Source organism: Bradyrhizobium sp. HKCCYLS20291 (genome assembly GCF_051167715.1).
In the GTDB taxonomy this organism is placed as follows: domain Bacteria; phylum Pseudomonadota; class Alphaproteobacteria; order Rhizobiales; family Xanthobacteraceae; genus Bradyrhizobium.
The window spans coordinates 1-23,516 of sequence record NZ_JBNPTO010000012.1; the positions used below are offsets into that span (position 1 = coordinate 1).

Sequence of the window (23,516 nt, forward strand, 5' to 3'; positions counted from 1 at the left end):
ACCACGGCGCTGGCCTCGACCGCAAGCGGGGCCAACTTCGTCTCCGCCGCCGCCGGCGGGTCGACGCTTGCGACGGTCTCGACCGGCGCCAACGGCTACTACTACGTCGCGCTACCGGGGGGCACGCTCGGCAACAATCAGGGCGTCGTCACCTATACGCGGGCTGGCGGCGGCCCCGGTGCCATCGACGCCGTCAGCTTCACCACCACCGCCGCCTCGGGCACCGTCACCACGCTGCCCAATCTCGATCTCCATGGCGGCTGGCGGATCGACCGCGCCGGCGCGGGCACCAGCGCGCTGTCCACTCTCGAAACGGCCTTCGCGGCGGCGGCCGGCAGCGGCTCGCCGGTCACGGGTCTCATCCTCCCCAACCGGCAGATCAGCTTCGCCAGCCCGACCTTCGCGCTCGACCAGGCGCTGTCCGTCACCGGCACGCTCGTGCTCGATGGCAGCGGCAGCCTGACCCAGACCGCGGGCTTGACTGTCGGCACGCTGGTGCTGCGCCAGGGCAGCTTCGATCTCGGCGGGGCCAACCAGGCCGCCACCATCGCTGCCGACGCCGCGAACGTGAGCCTCAACGACACGGCCAGCCTCACCGTCGGCAACAGCGGCCAGTTGCCGGGTGGCAGTGCGATCGTCGGCGTGACCACGTCTGCTGCGGTGACGCTGACGACCTCGGGCGACCTCACCATCGCGAGCGGCGCCAGCATCACCGGCGCGAGCCCGGTGCTGTCGGCGGCGGGCGCCTTCATCAACGAGCAGGGCAGCGGCGCGGTCACCGCCAGCTCCGGCCGGTGGCTGATCTATTCCAGCGCGCCGGCGCAGGACACGTTCGGCGGCCTGAACAGCGCCAATGACGCGATCTTTGGCCAGACCATCCAGTCGCTCTCTCCCGGCAGCGTCGGCCAGAGCGGCAATCGCTACGTCTTCGCCAACCATCCCGTGCTGACCGTGACCTCGCTCGATTTCGCCGACAAGACCTATGGCGACGTGGTGACGCTGGCCAATCCGGTCCTGGGGACGAATTACAGCATTTCGGGCTTTCCGGCCGCCGTCGCCGGAGCATTCACGGTCGATACCAGCGCCGCTACGGTCACTGGCGCGCCGGTGCTGACATCGGCCGGATTCGCGGCCACGGCCAACGCCGCGAGCTCGCCCTACACCATCCAGGTCGACGTGACCGGCATGAGCTCGGCGGCCGGCTACGCCTTCACGGTGTCGAACAACGGCACCATCAAGGTGGTTCCCCGCGCGATCACGGTGTCGGCCGACGCGCAGAGCCGGACCTATGGCAATGCCAATCCGACACTGACCTACGCCGTTGGTGGCGGAGGCCTCGTCAATGGCGATGTGCTGACCGGAGCGCTGGCCACGGCAGCGAACGCGACGAGCAATGTGGGCGGCTATGCCATCACCCAGGGCAGCCTCGGGGCGTCCTCCAATTACGCGGTGACCTATGTCGGCGCGAATCTTCAGGTCACGCCGCGGTCGATCACGGTCGCCGCCGATCCGACGTCGCGGGCTTATGGCGATGCCAATCCCGCGCTGAGCTATACGGTCGGGGGCGCCGGCCTGGTCAATGGCGATACGCTGAGCGGCGCGCTGGCGACCGCAGCCAGCACGGCGAGCAACGTCGGCAGCTACGCCATCACGCAAGGCAGCCTCGCCGCGTCATCGAACTACGCGCTGACCTATGTCGGCGCCAACCTTCAGGTTACGCCGCGATCGATCACGGTCGCCGCGGATGCGACGTCGCGGGCCTATGGCGACGCCAATCCCGCGCTGAGCTATACGGTCGGGGGCGCCGGCCTGGTCAATGGCGACACCTTGAGCGGCGCGCTCACGGCCGCAGCCAATACCACGAGCAACGTTGGCAGTTACGCCATCACGCAGGGCAGCCTCGCCGCGTCCTCGAACTACGCGGTGAGCTTTTCCGGCGCCAGTCTGCAGGTGACGCCGCGCCTGCTCAACGGCACCGCCGTGATCTCGGGCATCGACAAGATCTACGACGCAAGTACGGCCGCCGGCGGCGGTTCTGCAGCGCTGACCGCCGCCAACAACCTCGTCAACGGCGACAGCGTCAGCTTCTCCTACACGTCCGGCAGCTATGACAGCGTCAATGCCGGCGCGCGGAGCGTGGCAACGCTCACCGGCATGACGCTGAGCAGCGCCAATTACGCGATCGGCTCGCTGTCGGTCGCCGTGTCCGGCACCATCAGCCCGCGACCGATCACGGTCACGGCAAATGATCTGGGCAAGCTGGCCGGAGCGGTCGATCCGCCGCTCACCTACACGATCAGCTCGGGTGGTCTGCTCGGCAACGACGCGCTGGGCGGTCAGCTCGCCCGGGCGCCGGGCGAGCAGCCGGGCGTCTACGCCATCGGCCAGGGGACGCTGTCGGCGTCCTCGAACTACACGCTCACCTACCGCGGCGGCACCTTTACTGTTGTGCTGCCGCGCGACTTTCCGACCACTTTCGGCTCGTACGCGCGGCCGATGCAGACGCGGCCAGCCTGGACCACCGCCGGCCTGACGCGAGGCTCGAACCAGGGGCGTTCCGGCCAGGCAAGGAGCACATGCATCTCCGGCCAGGGCCGCTGCCTCTGGCTGCCGCATGCGGACAACCGCGACCTCGGCCCCTACGTCAGGTTCGCGGCGCCATGATCATGCAAAGGACGTTCTGGAATGACAGCGGAAGCGAATGCGTGACGGTGACGACCTTGAATCTTGATAGCCGGCCGGGACGGAAAGCCGATCGTGGCCGATCGCAACTCCGCCGGATCGCTCTGATCATGGTGAGTTGCCTGCTCCCTCAGATGGCCGCGGCTCAGCCCCCGAGTGACAAGACCGAGGCTCCACCGCCTCCGCCCGCGACCTTGCCGAGTGGCGCCAATGCGCTTCAGGAGACGTTTCAGGACTGGCAGGTCGCCTGCGCGCCGCAGGGCGGCGTGTCGCGCTGCGCGCTCTCGCAGCAACAATCCGATCCGCAAAGCAAACAGCGCGTGCTGCTGCTCACGCTGAGCGCGTCCGCGACGGACAGGGCGGAGGGCATCCTGGTCCTGCCGTTCGGGCTCGCGCTCGACCCCGGCGTGACGCTGCAGGTCGATGACGGAGCGCTGCTGCCGACGCTCCGATTCCGCACCTGTCTGCCCGCAGGCTGCATCGTGCCGTTGAGCTTCGATGGCAAGGCGGTCGCCGCCTTGCGCAAGGGCACGACGCTCAAGCTCAAGGTGACCGCGGCCGAGACCAGCAAGGAGATGATCTTGCCGATCTCGTTGAAAGGTTTTCCCGGCGCATTCGACCGCACCCTGGCGTTGTCACGGTGAATCCAGAGGTGAGAAGCGCAGGCCTGCCGAGGGGCATCTGCTACCTGGCGGACGCAATCGTCGCGTTATTACAATTCATGCGCGCAGACTTTGTATCAGGAACGCCACACAGGCCACGAAAGCACGCGCCGCAAGGTTCGGTTAACCGGAAGCTTCTCGACCTGGCTCATCCTGCATCACTAACGTTGATTCGGATACTTGGCGCGAGGCAGATGATGGCCGCATGTGGAGCCGGCAGCTTATCGCGGACAGTGGAGTGCAGTCGTGCCCCGGCCATGATCACGATCGCGATCCTGCTGGCCGGGTCGATGACGTGCTCGGTCGCGCATGCGCAGACGGCCGTCCCCACGCTGCCGGTCGAACGCTATCTACCGCCCGAGCCGCCGCATCGCTCGCCGATCATCTGGATCGATCAGGATCTGCAGCGATCCGATGATGCGAGCCCCCTCGGGGTCGACCTCCGGGGCATCGCCGTGACCGGCTCAGGCGCGATCGCGAAGAAGCGCAGCGCGTCTGGAATAACCGTCGAGGCGATCGAAGGCATCGACGCGGCTTTGGTCGCCAGCAGGCTCGATCGCTACATAGGCCAGTCGCTGACGCGCAAGCTCATGTCCGAGATCCAGGCCGCCGTTGCAGCCGCCTATCGCGAGGCGGGTCGTCCATTCGTTTCGATCATCGTGCCGCCCCAGGAGGTGACGACCGGCGTTCTTCAGCTCCGCGTCATTGCGTTCAAGGTCGGCAAGGTGGCCGTGAGCGGCGCGCCGGCTGCGGATTTCCCGCCGCAGCGCATCCGCACGTCGCCGGGCGAGCTCGTCGATGCGCGCCGGCTCGAGACCGACCTCGATTGGGCCAATCGCAACCCGTTCAGGCAGATCGAAGCGGTGTTCGGCCCCGGCAAGGATCTGGCCCAGACCAATCTCACCTTGCAGCAGACAGCCAGGCTGCCGTGGCAGGTGTTCGGCGGCTATGCCAACAGCGGCACGCGATCGACCGATCGCGATCGCGTCTTCGTCGGTGCTGCTGCTGCGCCATTCACTATGCTCCCGGCCCCGTATCACGACATCTACGCATCGTTTCAACTGACGACTTCCAAGGATGTCTGGTTGGCCAATGGCCAGGCCTTCGGCGACATTGGGGAAGCGAAGTATCTCAGTCCGGCGGCCCGGCTGGTGATCCCTATAAGCTGGCGATCGAGCCTGGAGCTCACCGGTGACTTGGTGCAGACCAACGAGCGCCCGTCCGATCCTTTTCGCATCAGGACACTCACCACGGAAGGGGCCGCGGTCTACCACCAGGCCCTATCCGATATCGTGCCGTTGGCACGCGGCGATCTGCTCGGCGGCATCGAGCTGAAGCGGCAGAACCGGACGACGTTCTTCACCGGGATCGATGTCGCCGACGGCCGAGCCGAAGTGGCGCAATGGCTGATAGGGTGGAACGGGCGCTGGAGCGACGGTCTCGGCAGCAACAGCCTCGATATCAGGCTTAAGAGCAATCCCGGCGGCGTGCTGGGGCACAATACGGCGGCGGACTGGAGCTTGTTCACCAACGGCCGCATCAACGACGTGCGTACAACCTTCGTGACGATCGGCTTCAACCGAGTGACGCCGATCGCCGATTGGTCGCTGAAGACAGACGTCCTGGCGCTCGTCGCGACCAAGCCGCTCCCCGACACCGAGCGTATTGGCCTGGGCGGCAGTGACCTGGTGCGCGGCTACGTGACGGAGGACGGCACCGTCGATAAAGGGGTTGTGATGCGCAATTCGTTGTACCTGCCGTCGTTCAGCCCGTCACGACAGCCCAAATTCAGCGACACGATGTCTCCCTTCCTGCTCGCCGACTTCGGTTGCGGTCGCGATGTCTTTTTCAACCGCAGCACCACTTTGTCCTCGGTCGGCCTCGGCTTCGATTATCGGATAGGTTCGAACTTCTCATCGACAGTCTCGGTTGCCGCAGCGCTCAGGCCAGGACCCGACACGGCATCTGGCGCTTGGCGCCTCCAACTGCGCGCAGTGCTGAACTTTTGAGACACAGTCGGATTTGGCTGTCTATTTCACCAAGCCGTTGAGTCTTGCGTCCGGTGCTTCGGTATGATGTGCTAGGCCCTAATTTGCGTCAGGTCGAAATGGCTATTGCCCTCGACCGCTGTGCGCCCGACTTATGAGCATGAGGCTGAGTCGGAGAAGCTAGTCATGCCGATGGCCTGCACAAGGTCGCCTGCCGAGCGGGTCGAGACGCCAAGGTCGAGCTGCATATCCATGGTGCTACAGCCCGGCGATAATCGCATGCTTGAGCGCAACGGCAGAGACCTCGGCGTCTGGTAGCTCGGTTTCGTTGGCAATCGCGAGCTTCTCCCGGTCGCTGAAGAAGCGCAGCGCCGGTGCCGGATCGCTAATTTCTGCGATGGTCAAGTGGTGTTCGGCTGAGAGTTCCTAATTAGCACCAGTGCTAACGGGCGCGGGGATTAAGATGCGCGCGCCAGTCGATCAGTAAGCCCCCGGTGACGGCCGCCTTGCGTCGGCAGTGAGGCTTCGCGAAGCCATAGGACTAGTCCTGGAGCTAGTCCTATGGCCAAAGCGGAAGTGGAAGTGATCACGTCGGAGCGGCGACGGCGGCATTGGTCACGGGTGGACAAGGAGCGCGTCGTCGCTGCAGCGTTGCAGCCAGGGGCGACGATCCTGGGTGTGGCGCGTGCGTTCGGGGGGCATTCCAGCCAGGTGTTCCGCTGGCGCCAGCAGCTCTGCTGGAAAGAGACGCCATCGCCCGGCTTTGCCGCGGTCACGATCGCCGCCGATCCGCACGTGGCAACAGCCCGCACGCAAGGGCTGATCGAGGTCGAGATCGGGGCCGAGACGAAGATCCGGATCAGCGGCTCGGCGGATCCCGCGATAGTGACGGCGGTGATCGCGGCACTCCCGGCGGGCTCTTGATGACGATCCCGATGCCCTCCGGCACCCAGGTCTGGCTGGCGACCGGCCATACCGATATGCGCAAGGGCTTCGATGGTCTGGCGTTGGCCGAAGAGAGCGAGGGCACATGCCCATCGAACCTCGACAGGTCTGGCGAAGCTTACCGGAAGCGCTCCGGCAAGCGATCGCGGAAGATCTCGGCCAAGTCATGCGGGAGGTGAGCGATGGGCATGTGCCCTCGCTCTCTTCGGCCAACGCGATGAGATCCTGCAGCGCGTCCAGGTCCAGCTTGGTCGGCGCGGCGCGCGACAAGGTATTCCGCTCAAGATTTGTCACCCCGAGCGGCAAAAGAAGCGTGAGACCGAATCGATAATGTACACGCGCAAAAGGCTCCTTGCACGCTCCGCGCGTGGTCGATTCCTTGCCGACCGAGATCAGGCGATAGCGTCGTCCGTAGAGCGGATGGCGAGGGTCGACGACCTCGACCTCATCGCAAACGGCCACGTCATCGTGGCTCCTATGGGTATCTTTAATTGCCCTCAAGCAGCATCGCGAGCTGCGCAGGCGTGAGCGTGATCGCGCCATTATAGCCTGCCATCACCGGCCACACGAAGCCGCCCTGGTCGATGCGTTTGGTGAACAGACAAAGGCCGTTTCCGTCCAAGAAGAGTACCTTGAGGATCGATGCCTTCTTGCCGCGGAAGGCGAACAGATTACCGGAGAACGGATCCTTCTTGAGCGTGTCCTGGACCAGATTGCGAGCCCATCCATACCTTTGCGCATGTCGGTGTAGCCGAGCGCCGGGTGCACTTTCACGCCTGCAGGAACGAACATTATTGTGCGGTCTATTTGCTCTCGATCTGCGCTCGCACGGCGTCCGGATCGCTGCCGGCGGCAGCGAAGGCACGCCGTCCACCGACGAGGTCGACGGCCACCATGCCCTCCGGTGGACGCACGAGATCGCGCAGGGCGCGCGCGGCGGGCATGTCGTCGGGCAACACGACACGGGCGAGCTTGGAGCGCTTCTTTTGCGCGATGCCGAACTGCGCGCGCCAGCAGAACAGCAGCCCGGTGACGATGCCGTGCTTGCGTGCGACGGCAGAGACCTTGGCGCCTGGTAGCTCGGTTTCCTCGGCGATCGCGAGCTTTTCCTCGTCGCTGAAGAAGCGGCGAACCGGTGCCGGCGGCGCCGCCGGATCGCCGATTTCGGCGGCTGTCAAGCGCCGTTCGGGCTGTGAGTTCCTAGCACTAGTGCTAACGGCCGGACGGGCGGAGGGGTGAAGATGGGCGCGCCAGTCGATCGTGACCTCCCCGGTGGCCAGTCGGTCGCGCCATTTGCGCAGCGAATGCGGCGACAGCTGCATTGCGACAGCGTAGGCGCGGAGACCCATTCCGCTCCAGTTCAGCGCCTCGACATGCATTGCCCAGAACGCCTGAGACGCCCGATTGCGTACATCCGAGGTGATCGTGAACCTGTGCTGCTTCTGCTTTCGGAGCGCCTGTTGCCGCTCCTCCCGGGCGCGCTCGCCGCGCGATTCCGTCTGTTGTTTCTCGAGCTTGAGCGCAGCTTCTTCGCCGGCCAGCCGCTTAAGCCAAGGCCGGAATGTGTTCTCGGTCAGACGGTGTTGCTGGCAGTATTTGCGGATCCCGAGGCCGCTTCGGCGCCACGCTTCCGCGTGCAGCGACCACCATTCGCGGCGGGCCTTGTTCTCGAAATGTTTGGGTCCCACCGGAGATTCTCCACAGCAGCAGAGAACCCGAAATGGAGCGACAATGTACTACCGAAAAGACGAGCAAGGTCCGGACGCTTACCCGCAACGTCGGACTCACGCACGATCTCGAGCTTCTCCTCGCCCGTGAACCGGCGCCGGTTCGCGCGCCCATCACGTACCTCATCTGTCAAGCTCGTTTCGCAGTCGGGCGCGTTAGCAGCGCTGCTTACGACGCTGCTAACGATGGGCCGGGCGGAGGGATGAAGATGGGCGCGCCAGTCGGTCGTGACCTCGCCAGCGTCCAGCCGGTCACGCCATTTGCGCAGCGAGTGCGGCGACAACTGCATTGCGACAGCGTAGGCGCGGAGACCCATTCCGCTCCAGTTCAGCGCCTCGACATGCATCGCCCAGAACGCTTGGGACGCCCGATTATGCACATCCGAGATGACCGTGAATCTGCGTTGCTTCTGCTTCCGGAGCGCCTGTTGCCGCTCCTCCCGGGCGCGCTCGCGGCGCGATTCCGTCTGTTGTTTCTCGAGTTTGAGCGCGGCCTCTTCGCCGGCCAGCCGCTTGAGCCAACGCCGGAACGTGTTCTCGGTCAGACGGTGTCGTTGGCAGTATTTGCGGATCCCGAGGCCGCTTCGGCGCCACGCTTCAATGTGCAGCGACCACCATTCGCGGCGGGCCTTGTTCTCGAAATGTTTGGGTCCCACCGGAGATTCTCCACAGCAGCAGAGAACCCGAAATGGAGCGACAATGTACTACCGAAAAGACGTGCAAGGTCCGGACGCTTACCGGACGCTTACCGGGCGACGTTCTAGGGCAAGATAAAAAGGGCTCGCCGGTTGAACTGCAAGCCATTGACATGGCTTGCGTTCAACCGTGCCGGTCGGTCGGTGGGCGTGCCGCTATTGAGAGTTTTGCTAGCAAATTCAAAGATCATTTCAGCACTGATCGTACTGTAGCGAACTCCAGCGAAAGATTCGGATCATTCCGCGCTAAGCCCGGTATTCGCTTCTCAGTTTGCACGGGCAGAAGAAGTCCTGTCGCTGTCGTCGTGCCTCAGGGTCTGCGCTGACGCATTCCGCCGCGGGGCTGGGGGAAGGCTGTCTTTGACGATGACTCGGATCGCGCATCAGGCGGTGTCTTTGTTGCCGCCTTCGGCCTGCTGTGTGGTCGCATCGACCTCCGATCCCTGTCGCTCCAGCCAGAAGCCACGTGCCTGATACCAGACCCGTTCGGACTCGGCTGATGACGGAATGCCACGGTGGAGCGTTTGGACCGGGACATTCATGATCGGCGAGTTCTCAAGGGCGCTCCTCAGCCGGCGGCTGGCGTCCTCATCGCGGCCGTTTGTGCAGGGATAGATGCTGACCCCGCCGATCGAGGAGGCATCGAAAGAAGCACCGCGGCGGACCACGCGCAGCAGGAAGCCGGACCAATCTTCGCTAGTCAACGGGAGCAGCAGCCGACCGTTGTCGGCGAGGCCATCCAGCCATTGCGGAGCCGGATGCGTGCAGCCCGCGAACACGATCACGACGTCATGGTCGCTCGCGTCGGCATGGACATCTTGGCCGTCGCCCGAGATCACTTGGACCTGCGGCCTGCCCTTCAGGTTGGCGTGAGCTCGAGCGGCGAGAGCCGGGTCGACTTCGACCGCAGTTACCCGCCCGGAGGGCCCGACGATTTCGGCGAGCACGGCTGAATAGTAGCCGCTGCCCGCTCCGATCTGCAGCACCCGTTCACCTCGGGCGATATCGAGGTGCTCGAAATTGCGAGCCCAAAAGCTCGGCATCCCATTGTTGAGCTTCCGGCTTGGATCAATCGAGACCAGGACGTCGTGATAGAGCCAACGCGGATCGTCGTCCGGGGTGATCAACGGCTCCCGGTAGGGGTATGGGATGATCCACCAAGGACCGGCGCCGACGAACGCCTCTCGCGGGACGGCGCCGAAGGCCTCGACGATGTGTGGGTTGCGCAGGATTGGCGTCTTGCAGCGTAGGTCTTCGGCATACCAGCGGCGTGCATTTGCGATCTGATCCACGGTTCTCTCCTCTCAACATGGAGAGGATGCGGATCTCGGATCGGTACCGCGGACACGGCGCAAAATTTTTCCTGAGGCTGTCCGCAACGTATCTGCTCGGCCGCATAATAGGGGTGATGGAACGATCGATTGGCACTCCTGGAGTTGGCTCGAACGCCGGTCGCACCGTCGCCGATGCGGCGGCGGCGATCGAGGCCTTGTCCGAGACCGATCTGGTGCGGCTGAAGGCTCTGGCGCAATTGTGGAGCCGCGGGCTGCCCGGAGGGATCGGCTGGACCGACGTGCTGCATGAGGCCATCCTCCGCGTTCTCGACGGATCGCGGGTCTGGCCGCTGGGCGTGCCGATCCTGGCTTTCTTGTCCGGCGTCATGCGCAGCCTCTGCGACGACTATTGGCGGCGCGTTCGGAGCGAGCAACGGCTACTGGTCAGCCGCGATGATCCCGGCCAGCACGGCGTCCCGAGCGATCCCGTTGACGAATTGGCCGATCCCGAACGCGTCGCTGTGGCGGTCGCAGGGCTCGCCGAGGTGTTCCGGCTGTTTGCGGGAGATCCGGTCGTGTTGCAGATCATTGACGGGCTGGCCAACGGCCTGACGGCGAGGGACATCTGCCGGGCGTATGGCATCTCGGCTATCGCTTACGATACTGCGCGGCGGCGAATGCGGCGCGCGCTGCTCCGGCACCAACGGAATTGGAGCACGCCATGACACGCTGGCACCCCCGTCTTGAACTCGCGCGCCTGCTCCAGGCGCTCAGCGATAACGTCATTGCGGCGACTGACGAGGAACTCCGGGAGATTCAGGGACATGCCCTGGCTGGCACGGCACGGCAGGTCAGGCGTCTCGTCAAGGCGGCGCAAGCTGCCGAGGGCGGCGAGCCCCGCATTGTCAGCTCTAGCGATACAGAACGCGGGCTGGAGTCTGTCCTATCACATCACAATCGGCACTGATCGGGTGGGAGAAGGCCTGGAAGAGGAGGGGAGCCGGTCTCTCTGAGGGACGGTCGGATGAGAAGGGGCGGCCGGTTTGGGGGACAGCATGCGGCCCACGGCGAGCCTCGCACTGGCGACGCTCATTGCGGTTGACGCCTCTCGCATCTCTCAGAACCCCGCGACCTGTCGATCGCATAGCGGCGTAGCACAGCGAAGACTCGGCGATGTGCGAGCCCGGAGTTGCTGTGGCACAATCGACCTATGTCGCCGTGCGGCCGTTGCCAGAGTGAGTTGGGCACACCGACGAATGCGAGGTCCTGCAAGCTCCTGAACGAGGCGAATACTCAGGTGGACCTCGCACGCCGTTCCGTGGGAGCAGGGTGCCGTCGGCCGGCTGAAGTTCGCGCCAATTTGCGGGGGCTTACCTGGACGGTCACCCGCCGGTGACCATTGTCCGTCGCGAGCACAAGGCGCAGTTCACCATCGTCCCGAACGCGGTCTTCGCGGACTCCCGCCTTTCGGTCGAGGCCAAGGGCGTTCTCGGCTATCTCTTGTCACGCCCTCACAAGTGGCACGTCCGCCTCGATCATATCGGGCGAACCCTCCTCGTCGGCCGCAAGAAGCTGCAGCGCATCTTCCGAGTGTTGATCGCCGCCGGCTACGTCACCCGCGAAGCGCAACGAATTGTCGACGGACATCGGTTCGGCGAGATTGATTACGTCGTCCGTGACGTGCCGGCACCTGTGGACAAGTCGGCGCGTCCGCGGGGTCGAAAGGGACCTGCGGCTCCGCGGGTCCAAAAGGGACCTGCGTATAAAGACTCACCGCGGGGCCCTGAGGGACCTGCCTATAAAGAACTATATAAAAACAGATCTGATCAAGCGCGGGCCTGGTCTACCGAGTGGCGGGCCAACCCTGTGAAAACGGCGCAGGATCGGCTGCAGGATGACGACGCTCGTCTGGATCCGGGAATCGTGCAGCTATTCGACGACGTTGCTGAGGGGGGGAAATGCTTGCCGAGCTTCCGGACCAAGAACGAGCTGACTTGCGGGAACGCTATAGACGAGGTGAACTCGACCGATTGGCGATCATTGAGCTCGGCAAACGGTATCGGCGTTTGCTGGGGAGCCCTAATGGCAGGGGCAAGTGACCGCTGTTGTGGAGCACGAATGCCGTGAAAAAGGTCGCACTCGGAGCAGCCACGCGAGAAAGCTCGACGTCGCAGAGCGCATTAGGCCGTCTAGCGTGGAACCGAGAGTTCTGCCGCGACGAGGCCTCAGTTTCTTCCAATCCAGAAACTATAGGCGGCAGGCCCGAGCGCGGGCTCAGGAGATTGGCACAACTAGCATTGGCTCAGGCACCGGTTTCCTTTGAAGCGCATCAGGGCGCACGCAAAGGCCAGGTGGCGGCGGTCCGAGAGCGTTACCGAGCTGCAGCAGTCTGCCGGTACTCGCATCTCCGAAGACAGCCGGCCTTTGGGCGGCTTGCGGGAGGTGGGGGGAGACGACCACATCTGTGGCGGTTATCGTGGCTCAGCGCGGCAGTAACGCTGCCCTATGGGGCAGATAGAACAAGGCGTTGTGGCGAGGAAGTCTGCTTGAGGCCTGGTAATAGACCAGGCGATGCCCGCCTAGGGTCAGATTTATTGAGGCCTCAGGCTCAACCGCCAAGCTTGTCACCTGTAAACGGAGGTGCGGCGTGCCCTGGAAGTCAAATACGCTTAGTGAAGCCCGTAACGAATTCGTGCAGCTGGCGCGTGCCCCGGACGCCAACATTCAGAGCCTTTGCAGGCAGTTCAACATCAGTCGGCAGACAGGTTATGAAACCCTCAAGCGGTTTCGAGACGCTGGTGCAGAAGGTTTGAAAAGCCGGTCACACCGACCACATCACACCCCGAACCGTTGTTCGGATCTCATCGAAACGGCGGTGCTTACCGTGCGTGCTGCTCACCCGACGTGGGGTGCGCGAAAGATTGCCTCTCATCTTCGATCGACCGGGTGCGTCTCGGCGCCCGCGCCATCGACTATCACAGCAATCTTAGTCCGTCGTCAGCAGTTGCATGCCTCTCCCGATCAAGGCAGGTTCCTCCGACTGCTCGAACAGTTACACAAACCCATAAGTCAGGAGGACCTTCCGGCCTCCCTTCGATGCCATTCGGATATCAAGCTTCTAATCGACAAGCTTAAAATGGGATCGACTAGTGAGCGTCGTCGCGCTCTTGCAGTTGTCGCCGCGCACAGCAGCTTGCGGACTAGCTTGGCATGCCGCATTCTGAAGCAATGTCGATCAAGCTACTTAAGATCGGTTCGTCTGTTTGAGAGTGGGGGGATCGAAGCTCTCTTTGCCCATCGCGTCAATTCGTACCGCAAGTTCGACGATCAAAAAGTGAAAGAGGCTCTGTTCAATATCCTGCACCAGCCGCCCCGCAATTTCGACATCAACCGCACGACATGGAAGATGGTTGACTTGGTGCGCGTCATGTCCAAGACGGGACAGCCCGCTTGCGAAGACGTCATCCGGACGATCGTGAAACGAGCTGGCTATCGCTGGCGCAAAGCACGGACCGTGCTGACCTCGAATGATCCGGAATTTTCGCAAAAGCTGCAGCACATCCGTTCTATTCTTGCCGACCTCAAGACAGATGAAGCCTTTTTCTCGATCGACGAATTCGGGCCTTTTGCTGTCAAAGCTCAGCCCGGACGCATGCTGGTCGGCCCTGGAGAGCAAAAAATTGTGTCACAATGGCAGAGATCAAAGGGCTCGATCATCGTGACGGCGGCTATTGAATTGTCGTCTAACCAGATTACGCATTTCTACAGCCAAAAGAAGAACACCGACGAGATGATCAGAATGATGGAAGCTCTCGTCGCAAAGTATAAGCACTGCAAGAAGCTGTATCTTTCTTGGGACGCCGCATCCTGGCACGTCTCAAAGAAGCTGCTTGAGCGTATCGACATACACAACGTCGGTGCCGGCAATAAAGGCCCGCAGGTCGCAATCGCCTCGCTTCCCGCGCGGGCACAGTTCCTCAATGTGATCGAATCGGTGTTCAGCGGCATGGCTCGCGCCATCATTCACAACAGCGACTACGAATCGATTGAAGAAGCCAAGCGGGCTATCGATCGGTACTTCTGTGAGCGTAACGTGCACTTTGAGCGCAACCCTGGGCGCGCCGGTGGCAAGCTTTGGGGCAAGGAGAGAGTGTCGCCCGAATTCTCTTCTTCCAATAATTGTAAAGATCCGCGGTTTGGATGATTGCACGGCCTTACCCGCAGAGCGAAGTCCGTAAGACGCTCAGTGCATGTAGCCGCGGAGGGACGGGACCTTTCCCCTAATGGAATCTGTCGCCGGACCGGACCTCCTACAGGGGCGATGCTGTCGGCTGCCTTTGGAGCTGCACCTGCGCTCCGTTGCCCGTTCGCGTTCTGAAGCGGACCGTAACCTATTGGGATCTCTGGTGTAGCTTTCCGCTCATTTTTCAGAATATGCGTTGATTCGTTTAGCGGACCGCGCGGATTTTGATTCCGCCATTCGGAGGTTCGATCCCTCCCGCCCCAGCCAGGTTTCTGAAGCCCAGTCGGTATTTTACATTTTCACCATTTCGCCGGGCGCGCTGCCAATCGCCGGATCTCCAAAAGAAGCTTGGCTGCTGGCGCCGGCAAGATGCCAAGTCGGCGCTTGAAGGCGGTCAGCGTCCTCACGCTGGTTGCTCCGGGGATGTCCAAGACATTGACGAGCCGCGCGCGACGCTCGGCATCATAGACCGACTCCGGCATCCATCCGAGAAAGCCCGAGCGAGTCACGAGGCTCTTGAGGACGATGATCGACCGCGTCTCGACCACGATGTTTGGCAGTCCGAGGCCGCTGTCGCGAAACACCTGTTGGAGTTGCTGGTAAGGCGCGGTGCCGCGCGGCGTGATTGCCCAGCGCTCGTTCATCGTGTCTTCGAGCGTCAGCTTCCGCTTCCGGCGCAGCGGATGACCGGTCGCCGCGACGATATTGCTGCGGTCCTGCCAGCGGCAGTCGGGAATGGCCTCGATCTCATCGGGCGTTTCGGCGGTGGCGCTCAGGGCAAGGTCGATTTCATGCTTGACCAGTCCCTCGGCAAGCCGATCCCAGACACCTTCCATGACCGAGACGGTGAGCTGAGGCCAGGCCTTCAGAACACCTTCGATCGCCAGCGGCAGAATGAGGCTCGCGATCGCGCCCACTGCGCCGACGCGTATCGTCCCCTTCGCCAATCCGCGCATCGCGTTGATCTCTTCGGTCGCGTTCTCCGCCTCGCGCAACAGCAGCGTTGCATGCGGAAGCAGCGCGCTGCCGATCGCCGTCAGTTGCATGCCCTTCGAATGGCGTTCGAACAGCGGCGAGCCGATCTGCTGCTCGAGCCGCTGCACCGTGCGGCTGAGTGCCGGCTGCGTCACGTTCAGCGCCTCGGCAGCCCGGCCGAGACTGCCGACCGAGACGATGGTGACGAAGGCGTTGAGCTGCCGGAGATCGAAAGTCATGCAAAATGGTAATGACTTTTCCGCAAAAAGGCAATTTTCAAACAAGTCGTGGATTTTCATTGTGATCGCCGGCCGGACGAGGCCGCAAAGAACACACCGCGCCGAACACGGCCGGGATCACGGGAAACGTCCAGATGCAGGAAGCCGTACGCTCCGCAATACATGGAGCGCATTCGGGCGCGACGGAGGTGACGGTGCGTGATGCCGTCTGCGACCTCATGCGCCGTTTCGGAATGACGACGGTGTTCGGCAATCCGGGCTCGACCGAGTTGCCTTTGTTTCGCAATTTCCCGGACGACTTCCGCTACGTGCTCGGCCTCCAGGAAGCCGTGGTGGTCGGGATGGCGGATGGCTATGCGCAGGCAACCCGCAACGCTGCCTTCGTCAATCTGCATTCCGCCGCAGGCGTCGGCAACGCCATGGGCAACATCTTCACCGCATGCAAGAACCGCACGCCGCTGGTGATCACGGCCGGGCAGCAGGCGCGCTCGATCCTTCCGTTCGACCCCGTTTCTTGCCTCGCGCGAGGCAGCGGAGCTTCCGAAGCCCTATGTGAAATGGAGCGTCGAGCCAGCGCGCGGCGAGGACGTGCCGCACGCGATCGCGCGCGCCTACTACCTTGCGATGATGCCGCCGCGCGGCCCCGTGCTGGTCTCGGTCCCCGTCGACGATTGGGACCGGCCCGCGCAGTTTCTCCCTGTGCGCGTGGTCGGCCAGCGGGTTCGACCGGATCCGATCGTGCTCGACCACATCGCGCAGGCGCTCGATTCCGCGGCGCAGCCGGTCTTCGTTGTCGGCGGTGCCGTGGACCGGGACGAGGCTTTTGACGACGTCGTCCGCCTCGCCGAATTGCACAATGCCCGCGTGTTCGTCGCGCCGATGACCGGCCGCTGCAGCTTTCCGGAGGGCCATCGGCTGTTCGCGGGCTTCCTGCCGGCGATGCGCGAAAGGATCGTCAGCCTGCTTGCTGGCTCCGATCTCGTGTTCGCGATCGGCGCGCCGGCGTTCACCTACCATGTCGAGGGATTCGGGCCGCACGTGCCGCCCGGTGCGAAGCTCGTGCAGTTGACCGACGATCCCAACACGGCATCGTGGACGCCCGAAGGAAACGCCGCAGTCGGCAGCATCAAGCTTGGTCTCATCGATCTTCTCGCGCGCACGAAGCCGCCCGCCCGCGCGCTTCCAAAGGGACGCCTCGCCGCTCCACGGGTAGGGCCGACGGCGCCGCTGTCGACGGCCTATGTCATGCAATCGCTCGCGGAGATGAGACCGGCCGAGAGCATTGTCGTCGAGGAAGCGCCGAGCGCCCGGCCGGTGATGCAGGCCCGCCTGCCGATTCTCGGCAGCGAAGGGTTCTACACCATGGACAGCGGCGGCCTCGGATACGGCATGCCGGCGGCGGTGGGAGTGGCACTCGGCAAGCCGGGCAGGCGGGGGGATACGACGTGCGTACATGGGCGGCCCTTCTCGCTCCCAAGGGCACCCCGCCTGCGGTTGTCGCCGCACTCAACGCGGCGACGCTCGAGATCCTCAAGAACCCCGAGATCAAGCAGCGTCTGGAAACAGCCGTGGGAGGCGAAGTCCGCGGCAGCTCCCCGGAAGAGATGAAGAAGCTGATCCAGTCCGAAATCGCGAAGTGGTCGGGCGTGGTGGAGCGGGCGAAGATTCCGAAGATCTGATCCGGGTTTCAGTCGGGCGCCATCCAAGAACTGCTCAGCCGGAAGATCACCATGACTGAAGCCACATCGAAGGTCGAGTCCTCGCTGCAATCACGTCCGAACCTCAGTCACGTCGGCATCTATGTCTGGGATATCCAGAAGATCGAGGACTTCTACTGCAAGACCCTCGACCTTGTGGTGACGGATCGTGGCGTCGGCAGGCGCTTCCAGAACCAGCTCGTTTTCATGAGCTCGCAACCGAACATGCATCATCAGCTGGCGCTTGCCTCGGGCAGAGCGCAAAATGCTCCCAGCACCGTGATGCAGCTGTCGTTCAAGGTCGCGAAGTTGGATCAGCTTCGTTCCGCGCGCACCAAAGCCCTGGCCAACGGCGCAACCGAGCTGTTCGGTCTGAACCACGGCAACGCCTGGTCGATCTACTTCAATGACCCCGAGGGTAACCTGGTCGAGATCTATGTGGATACGCCGTTCTACGTGCCGCAACCGCACGGCGATCCGCTTGACCTCGAAAAGACCGATGAGCAGCTCTTGCGTGAAACCGAGGACGCCTGCCGAAAGGACCCTGGCTTCATGCTGGTTTCCGAGTGGGAGCGGCTCATGTCGCAGCGTTTGGAGAAGGAATGAGGTTCATTGATCCGACCATTGGAAGGCGGTCGATGGCTTCTGCCAAATGCGCGTCGAGATTCTTGGTTGTTCAAACCGATTTTGATTCCGCGATTTGGAGGTTCGGTCCCTCCTGCCCAAGCCAGCTCGCTCTCTCCCCGGAGATATCTCGCGGGGTTAGCCGGCAGGCTCGTGCTGTTTTCAACTCACGTCTGCGCCGGCTTGGTCGCCGCGGCTTCCCAGCCGGGCTCGACCGGAACCATGTACCAAGTCGTCAGTACGACTTTTGAGAACAGCCAACGGCCGTGTTCTCTGACATATTCATCATCGAAGCGGCCGCCGACCATGAGGCTCTTGCCGTTGAGAACGGGGCGACCGTCGAGATGGCTGTAGCCCCTGCCGCGGTCGCCATCGATCTCGACGACATGCGCGTGGATGAACTGGCGCGCCCATTTGATCGGGAAATTGAGAAAGAAGTCCCGGATCGCCTCGCGGCCGGTGACCGACGGCCGACCGCCGTAGGACACCGTGGCATTCTCCGCAAACAGATCGGCCAGATCGGCGACACGCTCCTGGTTGACATATTCATGGTACGTGCAGCGCAGTGTCCGGATCGCCTCGCGATCGTCATGTTCGGCAACGCGCTTCTCGAGCGCCTCGAGCCTGGCTCTGAGGTCGGCGGTCTCGTCTGAATTGCTCATGGTCCATCCGTCGGCACAACGAGGCCGTCTGGTGAGGGGGGGCTGGTGATCACTGATGATGTTGCGGAGTCGCTCCTCGACGCGGAGCCGGACCGCTGGGTGCGGAAGAATGTAGAATTGGTCGTCGTGGATGGCCTGCATCGTCATCCTGGCCACATCGGCGGCGCTGACCTCGGAGGCTTCCATTCCCATCCTGACGCGATGGTCATACGCAGCAGTGTCGGGGTTTGTTGCAGCCAGATGTGCGGGGCGATGCCGGCCGGAGTCGGCGATGGCCGTCTTGACGAGCGAGGGGCACAGCACGTTGACCTTGAGAGCAGAGCCGGCGAGCTGAAGGTCCTTCAGGAGGCATTCGGACAAGGCGACGACCGCGTGCTTGCTGGCGCAGTAGACGCCAGAGCCGGCGACGGCGGTCAACCCCGCGGCTGACGCCGTGTTGACGATGTGGCCTTGATCGCCCGCGGCCATCATGCGCGGGACGAAGCTGCGAATGCCGTGGGCGACGCCGAGGAGGTTGACTCCGAGCACCCAGGTCCAGTCCTCGGGCGTTGCCGACCAGACCGGGCCGAGCGCCGCGACGCCGGCATTGTTGAAGAGCAGGTGAACGTTGCCGAACGCGTCAAATGCGAGATCGGCAAGGCGCTGGACCGCCTCGCCGTTGGACACGTCGCACAGCGCCGCGTGCACGGTGATCCCGTTCGGCATCAGGTCTTTCGTGGCCGATAGTCCGTCGCCATCGACGTCGGCGAGAACGAGCTTCATTCCGTGCGCGGCGCAGGCCGCAGCCAGCGCGCGGCCAATGCCGCTCGCAGCCCCCGTGATCACCGCGACCTTGCCCTCGAGCTGCTTCATGCCGCGCTGATTCCGCCGTCGACGGTGAACACCGATCCGGTGATGTAGCTCGCGGCGGGCGAGGCCAGCAGCAGGCTGAGGCCGGCAATCTCGTCGGGCAGCCCAAGCCGGTTCATCGGCACCATGGCCTGGAGGGGCGCTGTCGCGGCCTCGTCGAGCAGGCGGCCACCGCCGAGCCCGGTCCGGAAGAAGCCGGGCGCGATGGCATTGACCTTGACGTCGAAGGTGGCGAGCTCGAGCGCGGCTTGCCTGACCAGGTTCACTACTGCTGCCTTGGCGGCCGCATAAGCATAGGCGGTCGCCGGCGAGCCTCGCAGTCCTCCGACCGAGGCCGTGACCACGATCCGGCCGCTGCGCTGCGCCTTCATGTGGCGCGCCGCAGCCTGCATGGTCGCGAATGCGCCGGTCTGGTTGATGGCGAGAACCTCGTTCCACGCCGCGAGATCGACGTTCTCGATGTGGCCCTGCGGCAAGCGAATTCCTGCGCCGCCGCTGATGCCGGCATTCGCGAACATCACGTCGAGCCTCCCCTTGCGCGCGACGACGTCATCGACCGTCCGCCGGATCGCGTCCGGGTCTGCGACATCGACTATCGCGACCTCGGCGCCCGGGATGATCTCCTCGCCGATCCGCCTCAGGTCGTTCTCGTTCCTGTCAACCAGGACGACGTCGGCACCGTTGGCGGCCATGGTCCGGGCAATGGCCAGGCCAAGCCCGCTCGCGGCGCCGGTCACGATGGTGACGAGGCCCTTGACCGCGAAGAGCTGCTCGGCCGTCAGCGACATGGGGTCTCCTCGTTTTGGCATGGCCGGCGCCGCGTCGTGACGCCGCCAGGAGACAAGCGCAGTTCATGGCCGAGACTGTCGCAATCGCGACAATCGATCCTCAAAATCACGCTAGCTTGAGCTCGGAGCCCGGAAGATGATGCTGCGCATCATGTTCGCATGGCGTCGTGGCTGCAGCGATGGCCTTCGTCCAGACGCCCGCCGAATTTTATACCGAGTGGATCTTGCGCGACTTCTTCGAAGCTCGCTTTCTCCACGGGGTGGTCTTCCATCTGAGGTATCAGTATTCCTCGGCGAAGGACGGCCAGGTGATGGCAACCTTCATGTCGGCAAGGCGATGAGGGAGCCGTTTGGGGAAAGCGAACATCGGCGTCTGACGAAGAACACAAAAGGAAAGGATGAAAGTCGATGATTATCGTCGTGGGATCCGTGGAGGGGATTGGCGAAAGCTTTGACCGTCTGTTGAAGGTCAGCCTGGAGCACGTGCATCGCTCACGTGCGGAAGACGGCTGCGTCGAGCACGTCGTGCAGGTTGATTGCGAAGATCCCCATCGCTTGCGGTTCTTCGAGCGCTGGCGCGATGCCGCGGCGCTGAAGGCGCATTTTGCCCGGCCGGAGTCGCGGACGTTCGTGAAGGAGGTCGGCAAACTGTGCGCGAAGCCGCCCGTCATGACCATCTATGAGGCCGAGGAGACATCGATCTAGCACCGGCCGGCCAACGAGGGGGACGCGCACCGGTGTACCGCGCCGGCCGCTCGCGTCGGGCTGGTGCGGGCACTGCCGTAGGGGCGGCCGCCTCGATTGATCTGCGCGACACTGATATGGGATCATAAGGTCGCGACAGCGGCAAATCCCGTCTTCATGTGGCGACGAATGAACAAAGCGGTCCTCAAGGCTGTCCTGCGCAAGAACAAGTGGTTTGCCGGCCTTACCCCCGCATTGGCCGACAGCATCCTGCGGCTGGGTCGCATCCGAACCGTGGACAACTCCCTGGTCTACTCGGCAAGCGACGCCCGCGACGGATTGATCGCCCTGGTGTCGGGCCAGGTGCGATTGACCAGCTTTTCGCTGTCCGGCAATCCGTCGTTCCTGCTGATCTCCTCGCCGGGGTCGTGGATCGGCGTCACCTCGGCCCTGGACGGGCGTCCCTATGGCTATGACGCGTTCACGATCGGGAAGGCCGTTCTGTTTCACCTCAGCCAGGAGCGGTTCGAAGCCCTCATCAACGAGAACCACGAATACTACTCTGCGTTCGTGAGAATGGTTTGCGATCACCTGCGCGTCTCGATGCAGAACCTGATCATCGTCCGCAACCGGCGTCCCCTTCATCGGCTTGCGCAGGAATTGCAGCGGCTCGCAGAGCGTCACGGGCGGCAAGCCAAGAACGGGCTGGTCATCGACCTGCGCTTGTCGCAGGAGGACCTTGCCGTGATGATCGGCGTTGGACGCCAGACGATCAATCGTCTGCTCAAGAGTCTTGAGCAGGATGGGATCGCGACTGCGAAGTACGCCTCGGTCACGATCCACGATCTCGATGCGATCGAACGTCTCAGCCTCGGCGATGACGCGGAAGGTTAGGCCCGAACCGGGCCGCACTCGAAGCGCTTTGTCATGACTACGTCTGCAGCGCCGCCCGCTTGGACAGCAGATAGGTCGCGTGGCTTGCCGCGAGCAGCGTCGTGAACGTTCCACCGGGATCGGGCAGTGACGGAAACAGCGCGGCGCTCATGTCCAGGGCTCGCACGATCGTTGTCGGCGCAATGTCGCGTGCGAAGCCGAACAACAGGGTCGCATAGCTGGAAATCAGAATGAACGTGATCACGACATTCTGTAGACGTGCCACGTCGACGCGATTCTTGTCGTTCTCGGTCTCTCCGGTGAACAGATCAACCAGTGAGGCCTGAGCGGCAAGCGGGCGTACCTCGAGATTGCCGTCGCCGCTTCGGTCCGCAAACCGGCCGATGCCGCTCGCGTCAGTGGACATCGATCCGTCCTGCACGTCGACACTCGGGCCGTTGGAGTAGGTCTTGATCAGCGAGGAGATCATCGGGGAAGCGACCGAGATACCGAGCGCGGCCAGTATCATGGCTGGAATGTCCGGAAACGCCTGGGGCAGAGTCTCGGCTCCGTTGCTGGCCTTGATGTAGAACTCACGAATCGAGTCGGCGAGCTCGCCGATATTGAGCAGGGCCAATGCTGCGTAGCCGCCGAGCACGGTGATCGTCCAGAGCGAGACCTGCATGCGTGCCAGCGAGATCCGGTTCTGCGCGTTGATCCAGATGCCGAAGATCGAGCCCTTCGTTCCCCAGCCGAGCGCCCCACCGAGAAGAGCAATCGACAGCCAGAAACCGATCAGCGGAAGCACGATCGAGATCGAAGCTGTCGCGCCGCTCGGTTTGGCCGCCCAGCCCGAAACCGTGAGCAGCAAGCCGCCGAATGGCCAGGGCAGCGTGGTCATTTCGGGCGAGTTGGCCCTCTCCGCCGCGGCCCGCCACGCGATGCGGCAGAACAGCGAGGTACTCAGCAGCGCCGGCGTGTTCTTTGGCGGAACGAGGCAGTTCCTCAGCGCTTGCGCTACGCCATCCTCGTTGCGCGACTGTGGGTCGGGCGCTCCGGGACCGGTGCAGGCCGGGACGAAGGTGAGTTGGGCCTCATTGGAGCCGGGCTGCTGCGGCTGCGACGAATCCGTGCAGGTCTTCAGGACGGATTTGACGACAGTGGCGGCATATTCCGGCGGGCTCCCGTTCATGAGATCGCGCGCCTGTGCGACTGTGCGTCCGGTCCATCCCAGAGTGATGATCATCCAAAAGAACAGGATCGTCGCCAACCCGCCGACGAGCCAAGGCCCGGAAACTCCGCTCGTCTTCTGATTCAGGCGCGGAATTCCTGACTGGGTGAAGCCAGAGACGAAGGAGATTGCGTCGACGCCCGCTTCGGCATCGCTTTCATACAATCGGAATACGCGTCCGGTGCTGTCACCATCGACCTTGAAGTCGAAGGTGCGCGCGACCGGACCGAGCTTGATCCATTCGGCCCATCTGGGAAGCCTTGCATCGGTCTCGCGCGGCTCGCCGGTTGCAGTGACTTCCCATAATACCGCTCGCTTCGGCAGATCGAGTCCATTGAATTTGCCGGTGGCGATGCCGCTGCTGACGGCCTGACGCATCGCTTCCGCGCGCTCGCCGCCGGGCGCAGGCGCAATTCCAGGCAATGCTGCAGGTCGTGCAAAATTTGCCGTCGATCCAAGCGATCGCGCCTGGTCTACCAGTCGGCCGACCACAGCCTGCAGGCGCTGGCGCGTGGTATCGGAGCCATCGAACGGGACTAAACGTGCGGTTTCGGCCCACACAATGCCCAGCGTCTGCTCATCGGCAGCCATGGCAAATCCCCCCTCGAACGCGCAATCACTAGGCGCCTAGTTCATCTTGCGGGTTGGTCCATTTTGCAGGAACTGCCTGGTCAGTGT

Annotated in this window: 24 protein-coding genes and 1 pseudogene; 16 read left to right on the forward strand and 9 right to left on the reverse strand. The window is 63.4% G+C overall.

All coding sequences use genetic code 11. The features are described 5' to 3' along the window. The 3 genes from ACQR07_RS23995 to ACQR07_RS24005 all read left to right on the forward strand — a co-directional run. On the forward strand, window positions 1-2,664 hold a 2,664-nt coding region (locus tag ACQR07_RS23995), incomplete at its 5' end, for a beta strand repeat-containing protein (RefSeq protein WP_434904596.1). A gap of 128 nt (window positions 2,665-2,792) precedes the next feature. Continuing rightward, window positions 2,793-3,326: an invasion associated locus B family protein gene (locus ACQR07_RS24000; RefSeq protein WP_434904597.1), complete on the forward strand. Its 534-nt coding sequence runs from the start codon at window positions 2,793-2,795 to the stop codon at window positions 3,324-3,326. Between the two features lie 275 nt (window positions 3,327-3,601). Continuing rightward, window positions 3,602-5,353: a ShlB/FhaC/HecB family hemolysin secretion/activation protein gene (locus tag ACQR07_RS24005; RefSeq protein WP_434904598.1), complete on the forward strand. Its 1,752-nt coding sequence runs from the start codon at window positions 3,602-3,604 to the stop codon at window positions 5,351-5,353. A gap of 237 nt (window positions 5,354-5,590) precedes the next feature. Here ACQR07_RS24005 and ACQR07_RS24010 read toward each other — a convergent pair whose 3' ends face one another. Next, window positions 5,591-5,737 carry a hypothetical protein gene (locus tag ACQR07_RS24010; protein WP_434904599.1) on the reverse strand — a complete coding sequence of 49 codons (147 nt, stop codon included), beginning with the start codon at window positions 5,735-5,737 and terminating at the stop codon, window positions 5,591-5,593. A 156-nt stretch (window positions 5,738-5,893) separates the two neighbouring features. Here ACQR07_RS24010 and tnpA (ACQR07_RS24015) point away from each other — a divergent pair, with 156 nt between their 5' ends. Both tnpA (ACQR07_RS24015) and ACQR07_RS24020 read left to right on the forward strand, forming a co-directional pair. After that, window positions 5,894-6,256 carry an IS66-like element accessory protein TnpA gene (gene tnpA, locus ACQR07_RS24015; protein ID WP_434904600.1) on the forward strand — a complete coding sequence of 121 codons (363 nt, stop codon included), beginning with the start codon at window positions 5,894-5,896 and terminating at the stop codon, window positions 6,254-6,256. After that, the gene (locus ACQR07_RS24020; protein WP_434904601.1) at window positions 6,256-6,456 is read left to right on the forward strand and encodes a hypothetical protein; all 201 of its coding nucleotides are present in this window, start codon (window positions 6,256-6,258) and stop codon (window positions 6,454-6,456) included. The genes tnpA (ACQR07_RS24015) and ACQR07_RS24020 overlap by 1 nt, the downstream gene beginning before the upstream one ends. A gap of 308 nt (window positions 6,457-6,764) precedes the next feature. Here ACQR07_RS24020 and tnpB read toward each other — a convergent pair whose 3' ends face one another. The 4 genes from tnpB to ACQR07_RS24040 all read right to left on the reverse strand — a co-directional run bounded on the left by tnpB (window position 6,765) and on the right by ACQR07_RS24040 (window position 9,991). Next, on the reverse strand, window positions 6,765-7,151 hold the full coding sequence (gene tnpB / locus ACQR07_RS24025) for an IS66 family insertion sequence element accessory protein TnpB (protein ID WP_434904602.1): 387 nt from the start codon (window positions 7,149-7,151) through the stop codon (window positions 6,765-6,767). Continuing rightward, complete coding sequence (gene tnpA / locus ACQR07_RS24030) at window positions 7,081-7,965, reverse strand: IS66 family insertion sequence element accessory protein TnpA (RefSeq protein WP_434904603.1); 885 nt, start codon at window positions 7,963-7,965, stop codon at window positions 7,081-7,083. Before tnpA (ACQR07_RS24030) ends, tnpB begins: the two co-directional genes overlap by 71 nt. Beyond that, the gene (gene tnpA / locus ACQR07_RS24035) at window positions 7,851-8,660 is read right to left on the reverse strand and encodes an IS66 family insertion sequence element accessory protein TnpA (RefSeq protein WP_434904604.1); all 810 of its coding nucleotides are present in this window, start codon (window positions 8,658-8,660) and stop codon (window positions 7,851-7,853) included. The genes tnpA (ACQR07_RS24030) and tnpA (ACQR07_RS24035) overlap by 115 nt, the downstream gene beginning before the upstream one ends. 422 nt (window positions 8,661-9,082) lie before the next feature. Continuing rightward, window positions 9,083-9,991 carry a protein-L-isoaspartate O-methyltransferase family protein gene (locus ACQR07_RS24040; RefSeq protein ID WP_434904605.1) on the reverse strand — a complete coding sequence of 303 codons (909 nt, stop codon included), beginning with the start codon at window positions 9,989-9,991 and terminating at the stop codon, window positions 9,083-9,085. Between the two features lie 116 nt (window positions 9,992-10,107). Here ACQR07_RS24040 and ACQR07_RS24045 point away from each other — a divergent pair, with 116 nt between their 5' ends. The 4 genes from ACQR07_RS24045 (at window position 10,108) to ACQR07_RS24060 (ending at window position 14,177) form a co-directional block, all read left to right on the forward strand. After that, window positions 10,108-10,698, forward strand: coding sequence for an RNA polymerase sigma factor (locus ACQR07_RS24045; protein ID WP_434904606.1), 591 nt, complete (start codon window positions 10,108-10,110; stop codon window positions 10,696-10,698). Beyond that, window positions 10,695-10,940, forward strand: coding sequence for a hypothetical protein (locus ACQR07_RS24050; protein ID WP_434904607.1), 246 nt, complete (start codon window positions 10,695-10,697; stop codon window positions 10,938-10,940). The genes ACQR07_RS24045 and ACQR07_RS24050 overlap by 4 nt, the downstream gene beginning before the upstream one ends. A gap of 425 nt (window positions 10,941-11,365) precedes the next feature. Then, window positions 11,366-12,100 (forward strand): hypothetical protein, encoded by a 735-nt coding sequence (locus ACQR07_RS24055; protein WP_434904608.1) that lies wholly within the window; start codon window positions 11,366-11,368, stop codon window positions 12,098-12,100. 520 nt (window positions 12,101-12,620) lie between these two features. After that, complete coding sequence (locus ACQR07_RS24060; RefSeq protein ID WP_434904609.1) at window positions 12,621-14,177, forward strand: IS630 family transposase; 1,557 nt, start codon at window positions 12,621-12,623, stop codon at window positions 14,175-14,177. A gap of 338 nt (window positions 14,178-14,515) precedes the next feature. On the opposite strand, the gene ACQR07_RS24065 is transcribed toward ACQR07_RS24060, so the two are convergent. Beyond that, complete coding sequence (locus ACQR07_RS24065; protein WP_434904610.1) at window positions 14,516-15,430, reverse strand: LysR family transcriptional regulator; 915 nt, start codon at window positions 15,428-15,430, stop codon at window positions 14,516-14,518. A 233-nt stretch (window positions 15,431-15,663) separates the two neighbouring features. Between ACQR07_RS24065 and ACQR07_RS24070 the strand changes: the two genes are divergently transcribed. From ACQR07_RS24070 to ACQR07_RS24085, 4 genes and pseudogenes are all read left to right on the forward strand, one after another. Then, window positions 15,664-16,257 (forward strand): thiamine pyrophosphate-binding protein, encoded by a 594-nt coding sequence (locus ACQR07_RS24070; protein ID WP_434904779.1) that lies wholly within the window; start codon window positions 15,664-15,666, stop codon window positions 16,255-16,257. Then, window positions 16,235-16,495, forward strand: a pseudogene (locus ACQR07_RS24075) (benzoylformate decarboxylase); the annotation flags it as partial. The gene ACQR07_RS24070 and the pseudogene ACQR07_RS24075, both read left to right, overlap by 23 nt. Window positions 16,496-16,875: 380 nt before the next feature. Further along, window positions 16,876-17,109, forward strand: a complete 234-nt coding sequence (locus ACQR07_RS24080) for a tripartite tricarboxylate transporter substrate-binding protein (protein ID WP_434904611.1) — start codon at window positions 16,876-16,878, stop codon at window positions 17,107-17,109. 51 nt (window positions 17,110-17,160) lie between these two features. Continuing rightward, window positions 17,161-17,733, forward strand: a complete 573-nt coding sequence (locus ACQR07_RS24085) for a VOC family protein (protein WP_434904612.1) — start codon at window positions 17,161-17,163, stop codon at window positions 17,731-17,733. 185 nt (window positions 17,734-17,918) lie between these two features. On the opposite strand, the gene ACQR07_RS24090 is transcribed toward ACQR07_RS24085, so the two are convergent. Further along, window positions 17,919-19,265, reverse strand: a complete 1,347-nt coding sequence (locus ACQR07_RS24090) for an SDR family NAD(P)-dependent oxidoreductase (protein WP_434904613.1) — start codon at window positions 19,263-19,265, stop codon at window positions 17,919-17,921. Next, a complete protein-coding gene (locus tag ACQR07_RS24095; RefSeq protein WP_434904614.1) occupies window positions 19,262-20,050 on the reverse strand; it encodes an SDR family NAD(P)-dependent oxidoreductase in 789 nt (262 codons plus the stop codon). Before ACQR07_RS24095 ends, ACQR07_RS24090 begins: the two co-directional genes overlap by 4 nt. A 167-nt stretch (window positions 20,051-20,217) precedes the next feature. Here ACQR07_RS24095 and ACQR07_RS24100 point away from each other — a divergent pair, with 167 nt between their 5' ends. From ACQR07_RS24100 to ACQR07_RS24110, 3 genes are all read left to right on the forward strand, one after another. Then, window positions 20,218-20,391 (forward strand): hypothetical protein, encoded by a 174-nt coding sequence (locus ACQR07_RS24100; RefSeq protein ID WP_434904615.1) that lies wholly within the window; start codon window positions 20,218-20,220, stop codon window positions 20,389-20,391. 67 nt (window positions 20,392-20,458) lie between these two features. Next, on the forward strand, window positions 20,459-20,755 hold the full coding sequence (locus ACQR07_RS24105; RefSeq protein WP_434904616.1) for a putative quinol monooxygenase: 297 nt from the start codon (window positions 20,459-20,461) through the stop codon (window positions 20,753-20,755). 168 nt (window positions 20,756-20,923) lie between these two features. Then, window positions 20,924-21,628, forward strand: coding sequence for a Crp/Fnr family transcriptional regulator (locus tag ACQR07_RS24110; protein ID WP_434904617.1), 705 nt, complete (start codon window positions 20,924-20,926; stop codon window positions 21,626-21,628). Between the two features lie 37 nt (window positions 21,629-21,665). Here the strand turns inward: ACQR07_RS24110 and ACQR07_RS24115 are convergent, their stop codons facing one another. Next, complete coding sequence (locus tag ACQR07_RS24115) at window positions 21,666-23,429, reverse strand: hypothetical protein (RefSeq protein WP_434904618.1); 1,764 nt, start codon at window positions 23,427-23,429, stop codon at window positions 21,666-21,668. Window positions 23,430-23,516: the final 87 nt, after the last annotated feature.

What these genes read in the sequence shown, in the direction of transcription:
- tnpA (WP_434904600.1), top strand. Translation starts at nt 5,894, where the DNA reads ATGGCCAAAGCGGAAGTGGAAGTGATCACGTCGGAGCGGCGACGGCGG.
- ACQR07_RS24110 (WP_434904617.1), top strand. Translation starts at nt 20,924, where the DNA reads ATGAACAAAGCGGTCCTCAAGGCTGTCCTGCGCAAGAACAAGTGGTTT.
- ACQR07_RS24070 (WP_434904779.1), top strand. Translation starts at nt 15,664, where the DNA reads ATGACGACGGTGTTCGGCAATCCGGGCTCGACCGAGTTGCCTTTGTTT.
- ACQR07_RS24105 (WP_434904616.1), top strand. Translation starts at nt 20,459, where the DNA reads ATGATTATCGTCGTGGGATCCGTGGAGGGGATTGGCGAAAGCTTTGAC.
- ACQR07_RS24045 (WP_434904606.1), top strand. Translation starts at nt 10,108, where the DNA reads ATGGAACGATCGATTGGCACTCCTGGAGTTGGCTCGAACGCCGGTCGC.
- ACQR07_RS24020 (WP_434904601.1), top strand. Translation starts at nt 6,256, where the DNA reads ATGACGATCCCGATGCCCTCCGGCACCCAGGTCTGGCTGGCGACCGGC.
- ACQR07_RS24085 (WP_434904612.1), top strand. Translation starts at nt 17,161, where the DNA reads ATGACTGAAGCCACATCGAAGGTCGAGTCCTCGCTGCAATCACGTCCG.
- ACQR07_RS24065 (WP_434904610.1), bottom strand. Translation starts at nt 15,430, where the DNA reads ATGACTTTCGATCTCCGGCAGCTCAACGCCTTCGTCACCATCGTCTCG.
- ACQR07_RS24005 (WP_434904598.1), top strand. Translation starts at nt 3,602, where the DNA reads ATGATCACGATCGCGATCCTGCTGGCCGGGTCGATGACGTGCTCGGTC.
- ACQR07_RS24095 (WP_434904614.1), bottom strand. Translation starts at nt 20,050, where the DNA reads ATGTCGCTGACGGCCGAGCAGCTCTTCGCGGTCAAGGGCCTCGTCACC.
- ACQR07_RS24050 (WP_434904607.1), top strand. Translation starts at nt 10,695, where the DNA reads ATGACACGCTGGCACCCCCGTCTTGAACTCGCGCGCCTGCTCCAGGCG.
- ACQR07_RS24090 (WP_434904613.1), bottom strand. Translation starts at nt 19,265, where the DNA reads ATGAAGCAGCTCGAGGGCAAGGTCGCGGTGATCACGGGGGCTGCGAGC.
- ACQR07_RS24115 (WP_434904618.1), bottom strand. Translation starts at nt 23,429, where the DNA reads ATGGCTGCCGATGAGCAGACGCTGGGCATTGTGTGGGCCGAAACCGCA.
- ACQR07_RS24000 (WP_434904597.1), top strand. Translation starts at nt 2,793, where the DNA reads ATGGTGAGTTGCCTGCTCCCTCAGATGGCCGCGGCTCAGCCCCCGAGT.